Origin of the sequence: Stenotrophomonas sp. PS02300 (assembly GCF_029959395.1) — a bacterium.
Taxonomy (GTDB): Bacteria; Pseudomonadota; Gammaproteobacteria; order Xanthomonadales; family Xanthomonadaceae; genus Stenotrophomonas; species Stenotrophomonas maltophilia_AD.
In genome coordinates this window covers 1-7,855 of the sequence record NZ_JASCOP010000153.1, presented here as the reverse complement: position 1 = coordinate 7,855, position 7,855 = coordinate 1, and the positions used below count along the sequence as shown (strand labels likewise).

Annotated in this window: 5 protein-coding genes and 1 pseudogene; 3 read left to right on the top strand and 3 right to left on the bottom strand. The window is 67.2% G+C overall.

Annotation, left to right across the window (positions count from 1 at the left end; genetic code table 11):
- Positions 1-58 precede the first annotated feature (58 nt).
- A complete protein-coding gene (locus tag QMX79_RS18615; RefSeq protein WP_282248106.1) occupies positions 59-2,506 on the bottom strand; it encodes a TonB-dependent receptor in 2,448 nt (815 codons plus the stop codon).
- Positions 2,507-2,756: 250 nt separating this feature from the next.
- On the opposite strand from QMX79_RS18615, the gene QMX79_RS18610 reads away from it, so the two are divergent.
- From QMX79_RS18610 to QMX79_RS18600, 3 genes are all read left to right on the top strand, one after another.
- Positions 2,757-3,242, top strand: coding sequence for a DUF3574 domain-containing protein (locus QMX79_RS18610; protein WP_282248105.1), 486 nt, complete (start codon positions 2,757-2,759; stop codon positions 3,240-3,242).
- Between the two features lie 116 nt (positions 3,243-3,358).
- Positions 3,359-5,080 (top strand): thiamine pyrophosphate-dependent enzyme, encoded by a 1,722-nt coding sequence (locus QMX79_RS18605; RefSeq protein WP_282248104.1) that lies wholly within the window; start codon positions 3,359-3,361, stop codon positions 5,078-5,080.
- Between the two features lie 97 nt (positions 5,081-5,177).
- Positions 5,178-6,776 carry a hypothetical protein gene (locus tag QMX79_RS18600; protein WP_282248103.1) on the top strand — a complete coding sequence of 533 codons (1,599 nt, stop codon included), beginning with the start codon at positions 5,178-5,180 and terminating at the stop codon, positions 6,774-6,776.
- A gap of 51 nt (positions 6,777-6,827) precedes the next feature.
- Here the strand turns inward: QMX79_RS18600 and QMX79_RS18595 are convergent, their stop codons facing one another.
- Positions 6,828-7,538, bottom strand: a complete 711-nt coding sequence (locus tag QMX79_RS18595; RefSeq protein ID WP_282248102.1) for a glutathione S-transferase — start codon at positions 7,536-7,538, stop codon at positions 6,828-6,830.
- A gap of 92 nt (positions 7,539-7,630) precedes the next feature.
- Positions 7,631-7,855: pseudogene (locus QMX79_RS18590) on the bottom strand (cytochrome-c peroxidase); the annotation flags it as partial.

Genomic DNA, 7,855 nt, shown 5'->3' with positions numbered 1-7,855 from the left:
GTCCAGTAGACGATCACGCGTCCGTGTAGCGCCAGGCCCTGCCTGGCTGCACCAATGATCAGAACGTGTAACGAACGCGCCCGTAATAATAGGCACCATTGCTACCAATCGGCGACAACACGTCATACGGCAGGTTGCCGTAGTAGTAGATGTCCTCGTTGGACAGGTCCGAGTAATTGTCGGTCAGGTTCTGCCCACCCAGCGCCACGCTCCACTGCGGCGTGATCCTGTACTCCACCTCGGCATCCAGCTGCCACTCGGCGCCATACGTCTGCCGCGGCACGAACCCATCGCCGAAGTTGAACACCCGGGTCACGCTGCCATAACGGCTCAGGCGGCTGCTCAGCGTCCAACGATCATTGGCCCAGGTCGCCGCCAGCTGCGCACGCGTGCGCGGGGTGGCATCGGTCAGCGTGTTGGTTTCTTCCACGCCGAACAGCACGTAATCCGGATCCAGCGCCAACAGGCTCGCCGGCGTGGCCAGCACGTTCTTCAGCGTGGTCTTGTTGTAGGCATAGGTACCGGTCAGCACCAGCTGGCCATCGCCGAGCCCCTGCCGCCAGTTGGTCACCAGCTCGGCGCCACGGGTGCGGGTATCGGCGGCGTTGACGAAGAAGTTGGCGCTCTGCAGCCCGGCGACGCCGAACTGCTGCTGCACGTAATCGGTGAGCGCATCACCGGTGATGCTTTCCGACAGCGCGATGCGGTCATCGATATCGATCTGGTAGAAGTCCAGCGACAGGTCGAAGTGATCGCCGATGCGGCTGGTGAAGCCCAGGCTGGTGTTGATCGACTTCTCCGGCTTGAGGTCGGTGGCACCCAGCCCGCGCGCGATCGGGTTGTTCACCGACAGCGTGCGGCCCTGCACCAGCTGGCCGGCGGCGTTGTAACCGGTGGAGGTGGATTCATAGCCGATCTGCGCCAGCGACGGCGCACGGAAGTTGTTGGAGATGGCGCCACGCAGCGCGAAGGCCGGGGTGAATTCATAGCGCAGGCCCAGCTTGCCGGTGAGCTCGCCGCCGTAGTCGTCGCTGTGCTCGTAACGTGCGGCCAGGTCGCTGGAGAAGTGCTCGCCGAACTGGCTGGACAGGCTGGCGTACGCACTGGTCACGTCGCGGGTGAGCGAGGTGGCGTCCTGCGGGGTCAGGCCACCGCCGGCCTGCGAGCCGGTCGGGCGGTCGGTGTAGGGGCCGGCGGCGTAGCTGGCCGGGTCACCGGGGCGGGTCTGGAAGTGGTCGCGGCGCGCTTCCAGGCCCAGGCCCAGGCTGTGGGTGTTTTCGCCCTGGGTGAACACCCGGCCCAGGTCGAAGTTGCCCACGGTCAGTTCATTGCGGTAATCGCCGGTCTTGAACCGGGTCGGGCTGCCCGGGCCCAGCGAGGCGTTGAGCGAGTTGCGCAGGCGGTAGGTGAAGTCATTGAAGCCGTAATCCAGGCTGGCGTCGTAGTTCCACTCGCCCCACTGGCCCTTGGCACCGGCCACGGCCTGCACATCGCGGTTCTCGCCTTCGGAAATCGGGCGGTAGCCGTTGGGGTACAGCTCGGTCCAGTTGGCGTCGCTGTCGGGGTAACGGAAGTAGTTGGCGCCTTCGCTGTCGCGCTGGTTGAAGGTGCTGAAGAAGTAGAACTTCGAGGTTTCACCGAACGGCAGTTCGGTGTTGATCCAGGCGTTGAGGTCCTTGGTCTTGCCATCGCCCAGCACGTAGTTGCGCTGGCCCTGCAGGGCCAGGTTCGCATCGCTCTGGTCCCACGGCGGAATCTGGTCGAAGCCGGCGCGGTTGGTGCCTTCGCGGTTCTTCAGCTCCAGGCCCACGCGCAGGAAGCCGCCGTCTTCGCCCAGCCGGGTGCCGACCTTGGCGCTGGCGAAGCTGGTCTGGCCATCGGTGATGGTGCGGTCGATCGGCTCGAGGTCGGTGTGGTTGGCACCGAAGCTGGCTTCGATGGCGCCGCCTTCCGGGGCGTCATCCAGGATCACGTTGATCACACCGGCCACGGCATCGGAACCGTACAGCGCACCGGCGCCGTCGCGCAGCACTTCGATGCGCTTGATGGCGCTGACCGGGATGGAGTTGAAATCGACCGGAGTGGTGCCCTTGCCGATCTTGCTGTCGGTGTTCACCAGCGCGCTGGTGTGGCGGCGCTTGCCGTTCACCAGCACCAGCACCTGGTCGGGCGACAGCCCGCGCAGCTGGGCGGCGCGCACGTGGTCGGCACCGCCGGAATTGGACTGGCGCGGGAAGTTGAACGAGGGCAGCAGCGCCTGCAGCGCGCTGCCCAGCTCGCCGTTGACCACGCCGGCGCGGCGGATGTCCTCGGCGGTGAGCACGTCCACCGGCGAGGTCGATTCGAGCACGGTGCGGTCGATGGCGCGGGTGCCGGTGACGATCACCGTGTCCAGCGTGGTGGCGGAGGCGGGCGCGTCCTGCGCGTGGAGGTCTTGGGCCAGCAGGGGGGAAGACAGGACCAGGGCAATGGCAAGGCCGAGGCGCGACGCGGACGGACGGGACATGCGGGCTCCAGCAGTACGACGGGGGGGAGGGGGGGCGGATGCGATTGGAGTTCCAATCCATCCGGATGAAGCGATATATTATCTTGGCGTGACGGCACCCTGTGATGCAAGTCCCAATACGAGGGGGCATCAGCTGATAGCCGTTGGGCATCTGCGCAGCCGCGCGATGTCCGTCACCCTTGCAACCCCGCATGACCACGTAGCGACACGCCATGCGTGTCCCACGTAGCCCCACCCCCAGAGACCAAAAATGAAGCCCCATCCCCTCCTGCTAGCCGCCTTCCTCGCCCTCAGCGGCTGCGCCACCGCCACCGCTCCGGTCACGCGCGCACCCGAATCCACCACCACCACGGCCAGCCTGCAGGGCGATGCCGCCCGCCCGGATGCCGCCGCCGGCTGGGTGCGCAGCGAGCTGTACTTCGGGGTGGGCGAGGAAAGCGGCGCTTCCGACCGCGAGCAGACCGATGCGATCAGCGAGGCGCAGTGGCGCGAGTTCCTGGACAAGCAGGTCACCCCGCGCTTCCCGGATGGCCTGACCGTGTTCGATGCCTACGGCCAGTGGCTGTTCCGCGGCGCGAAGGAACCCAACCGCCTGCGCACCAAGGTGCTGGTGGTGCTGCACGAAAACACCCCGCAGCGGCGCGCCGACATCGAGGCGATCCGCCTGGCATGGAAGCAGGCCACCAAACACCAGTCGGTGCTGTGGTCGCAGCAGGCGGTCGAGGTTTCGTTCTAACGGCGTACCGACCAACGGTCGGTACCTACCTTTGTATGAATCGGCGTGCATTCGCACGCCGGTGTCACCTGCGCGGGTCTAGGCTCGTACTTCCCCCAGAACGTGGAAGTGCCGTCATGAGCAAGCGCGTTGCCGAAATCGTCGTCGATACCCTGCAGGCCGCCGGTGTGCGGCACTGTTACGGCATCGTCGGCGACACCCTCAACCATGTCACCGATGCCATCCACAACAGCGATATCGCGTGGGTGCACGTGCGCCATGAGGAGGCGGCCGCGTTCGCGGCGGGGGCCGAATCGCTGGTCAGCGGCCGCCTGGCGGCATGCGCGGGCTCGTGCGGCCCCGGTGGGCTGCATTTCATCAACGGCATCTTCGAGGCCAACCGCAACCGCACCCCGCTGGTGCTGATCGCCAGCCAGGTGGTCACCACCGAGCTGGGCATGGAGTTCCCGCAGGAGGTGGATTTCAAGGCGGTGTACGCCAGTTGCAGCGTGTTCTGCGAGCAGGTGTCCACGCCGCTCCAGGCGCGGCGGATGGCGACGCTGGCCTGCCAGGCGGCCATCAGCCGGCGCGGCGTGGCGGTGCTGATCCTGCCGGCGGACATTGCCGAAGCGGAGGTCAAGGACGAGCAGCCGTTCTCCGTCCACTACACCCAGCCGGTGCTGCGCCCGAATGACGACGAACTGCAGCGCATCGCCGCGCTGATCGGCACGGGCAAGCGCATCGGCATCTACGCAGGCGCGGGCTGCGAGCATGCGCATGACGCGCTGGTAGCACTCGCCGCGCGCTTGAAGGCGCCGGTCGCGCATACCTCGCGGGCCAAGGATTTCGTGGAGCATGACAACCCGTACAACATGGGCATGACCGGTATTTTCGGCATTGAATCGGGCTACCACACGCTGATGGCGTGCGACACGCTGCTGCTGCTTGGCGCCGATTTCGCGTGGGGCCAGTACTACCCGGACAAGGCGACGCTGATCCAGGTCGACCGCGATGGCAGCCACCTGGGCAGGCGCCATCCGGTGCACCTGGGCGTGGTGGGCGACATCGGCCCGACCCTGGAGGCGCTGCTGCCGCTGCTGCCCGAACGCGATGACCGCAGCTTCCTGAACGAGTGCATCGGCCACCGCGAGAAGGCCCTGGAAACCCGCGCGAAGGAAGAGCGCCCGGGCGAGGGCGAGCTGATCCATCCGCAGCACCTCACCGCGCTGCTCGACCGGCATGGTGATGACGATGCGCTGTTCACCGCCGACTGCGGTTCGCCGATGGTGTGGATCCTGCGCCATATCCGCGCCAACGGCCGCCGCCGCACGCTGACCAGCCTGCTTCACGGCACGATGGCCAATGCCCTGCCGCAGGCGCTGGGCCTGCAGAAGGCGTTCCCGGGCCGCCAGGTGATCGCGATGTGCGGCGATGGCGGGATCGCGATGCTGCTCGGCGAGCTGCTCACCGCCGTGCAGGAAAACCTGCCGATCAAGGTGGTGGTCTACAACAACAGCTCGCTGAACTTCGTGGAGCTGGAGCAGAAGGTGCAGGGCCTGCTGGACAACTACACCGACCTGAAGAACCCCGATTTCGGCCGCCTGGCCGAGGTGATCGGCTTCTACGGGCGCACCGTGACCCGCAGTGAGGACCTGGAACAGGCGGTGCAGGACGTGCTGGCCCACCCCGGCCCGGCGCTGCTGGACGTGCACACCAGCCCGACCGAGCTGGTGATGCCGCCGCAGGTGGAGGCCAAGCAGGTGGCCGGCACCGCCCTGTATGCGGCCAAGGCGCTGCTGCACGGGCGGGTGGGGGACGTGCGGGACCTGCTGGCGAACAATTTCCTCAACAAACCGTAGGTCGGTACGGGGCGTGCCCCGGTGTTCCACGCATGCGTCTGTTGCCGGGCGCAATGAACGCCTACCATCGGGTACCCCCACCCTCGTGCCCCCTCGCATGCCTGCATCCGCTCCTGTCCCTGGACGCCCCCGCTGGTTCGTCGCCGGCGATCTCAACGGCTTCTTCGGCCTGGTGGTCGACAACCTGTCGATCCTGGGCTTCATCGCGATGGCGCTGGTCGGCATCTTCCAGTTCCCGGCCGACGTGGTGTTCGGGCGCATGTTCCCCGGCACTGCCTTCGGCGTGCTGGTCGGCAACGTGCTCTACACCTGGATGGCGCGGCGGCTGGCCGCGCGCACCGGCCGCGACGATGTCACTGCCATGCCGCTCGGCCTGGATGCACCGACCAGCATCGGCATGGCGCTGCTGGTGCTGGGCCCGGCGTTCCTGGCCTTCAAGGCGCAGGGGCTGGCCCCGCACGATGCGGCCATTGCCACCTGGCAGCTGGGCATGGCCTCGCTGGTGATCATGGGCGTGCTCAAGACCGTGCTCTCGTTCTTCGGCGAAGCGGTCACCCGCGCGCTGCCGCGTGCTTCGATGCTGGGCTCCATCGCGGGCATCGCGATCGTGCTGATGGGCTTCCTGCCGCTGCTGGAAACGCTGCGCTCGCCGGTGGTCGGCTTCGTCACGCTGGGCCTGCTGCTGTACGTGCTGGTGGCCAAGCGCAAGCTGCCGATCCGCGCGCCGGGCGTGCTGGTGGCGTTCGTGTTCGGCACGGTGCTGTATTACGGGCTCGGCCTGGCCGGGCTGGGTGCCCCGGGCTTCAAGGTGCCCGAGTGGACCCCGCTGCAGATGGTGCTGCCGTGGCCGACGCTGGGTTTCATCGATGGCCTGCCTACAGCGATCACCTACCTGCCGCTGCTGCTGCCGTTCGGCCTGCTGATGGTGGTGGGCGGCATCAACGTCTCCGAAAGCGCACGCGCGGCCGGCGATGACTACCGCACGCGCGACATCCTGCTGGTGGAGGCGGTGGCCACGCTGGTGGCGGGCCTGTGCGGTGGCGTGGCGCAGACCACGCCGTACATCGGCCAGCCGGCCTACAAGCACATGGGCGCGCGCAGCGGCTACACGCTGCTGACCGGCCTGTTCGTGGGTATCGGCGGCATTCTGGGGGTAATTTCCGGGCTGGTGCAGTGGCTGCCGCTGGCGGTGCTGGCGCCGATCATCGTGTACGTGGCCATCGACATCACCACCCAGGCCTTCCAGGCCACCCCGCGCGAGCACGCCGGTGCGATGGTGCTGGGCTTCCTGCCATCGGTGGCTTATCTGCTGGCGATCAAGGCACCGGGCTGGATCCCGCCGGAGCAGCTGGTGGCGATGACCACCACGCTCGATGGCCACGGGCTGCCGGAGCTGGCGGTGATCTTCACCCTGGGCAATGGCTTCATCATCACCTCGATGCTGTGGATTGCCGCGGTGGTGGCGATGATCGACGGGCGGCTGCTGCGTGCCTCGGGCATCCTGCTGGTGGCGGCCGCGCTGACCCTGTTCGGGCTGATCCATTCGGTGGACCCGCGCGGCGGCATCTACCTGCCGTGGCAGCTGGCCGGCCTGCCGCAGCAGATCATGTGGCAGTTCGCGGGCGCCTATGTCGCGCTTGCGGCGTTGTTGGGATTGTTGTCGTTGCAGAAGAGCAATCACGACCAACGGTCGTGATCTACCTGCCGGAGCGCCCGGTAGGTCACGACCGTTGGTCGTGACCGGGCGTCAGTCGTCGCCGTCCAGCTCCGGGTAATGGCGGAAGATGCCGTTGGTATTGAACGCCAACCGGCGTTCGGAGGCCAGGTAGGCGGCGACATTGGGTCGCCGCTCCACCCGGTCCTTCAAGGCATGCAGCAGCGGCAACGAGGGACGCAGCGCCTGCATGCGCTGCGGGAACATGTATGCCAGCCCGCTGACCAGCTGGAACAGCGAAAGGTCCACGTAGGAATGCTCGCGCAGCGGGTGCAGGCGGCCATTGGCCTCCAGCACGCTTTCGAACCAGCCCAGGTACTTCGGCAGCCGCTCGCTGCGCATCGCAGCGGCGCGCGCCTTGGCTTCCTTCTTCTGGTCTTCGTAGTACTTCGAGGCCGCAATGGGATGGTGGGTGTCGTGGACCTCCGCGACCAGGTCGGCGATGGTCAGCTGCAGCTGCAATGCCTGCACGCGGCGTGAGGCCGCTTCGGGTACCAGCCCCAGCTCCGGCCCCAGATGGTCGAGGATCGCCGCCACCTGCGCGATCACCTGCCGCCCACTGACCAGGAACGGCGGCGCGAACGGACGCAACCCCTCGGCCTTGCCGTCCAGGAACGGCTGCATCACCTTGTCGCCGTGCACGCGCGCCATGTCGGTATAGGACGCGCCGGCATCTTCCAGCGCCAGCCGGATGAATTCGCCACGGCCCTGGATGCCGGTCCAGTAGTACAGCTCGTAATGCATGCGCATGCTCCTGTCTTCGAACCGCTAGCTTCGGTAGAACCGCCGAAAGCCCACGTGATCGTCGCGTTGAGATCGCATGTACTGCGGTGCGGTTACAGCACCTGCAGGAAGGCCTGGAGCGCGCGCTGCTCATCTGGGGAAAGATCCAACGGCTGCATCAGCGGATCCACCGCCGGGAACGGTCCAGCCGCTTCGCTGCCGGGGCGGGGACGTGGCCGGCCGCCGCCCACGTTGTAGAACACCAGCACCGCCTCCAGGCTGCGCATGCTGCCGTTGTGCATGTACGGCGCGGTGCGGGCCGCGCCGCGCAGCGACGG

What these genes read in the sequence shown, in the direction of transcription:
- QMX79_RS18595 (WP_282248102.1), bottom strand. Translation starts at nt 7,538, where the DNA reads ATGCATTACGAGCTGTACTACTGGACCGGCATCCAGGGCCGTGGCGAA.
- QMX79_RS18600 (WP_282248103.1), top strand. Translation starts at nt 5,178, where the DNA reads ATGCCTGCATCCGCTCCTGTCCCTGGACGCCCCCGCTGGTTCGTCGCC.
- QMX79_RS18610 (WP_282248105.1), top strand. Translation starts at nt 2,757, where the DNA reads ATGAAGCCCCATCCCCTCCTGCTAGCCGCCTTCCTCGCCCTCAGCGGC.
- QMX79_RS18615 (WP_282248106.1), bottom strand. Translation starts at nt 2,506, where the DNA reads ATGTCCCGTCCGTCCGCGTCGCGCCTCGGCCTTGCCATTGCCCTGGTC.
- QMX79_RS18605 (WP_282248104.1), top strand. Translation starts at nt 3,359, where the DNA reads ATGAGCAAGCGCGTTGCCGAAATCGTCGTCGATACCCTGCAGGCCGCC.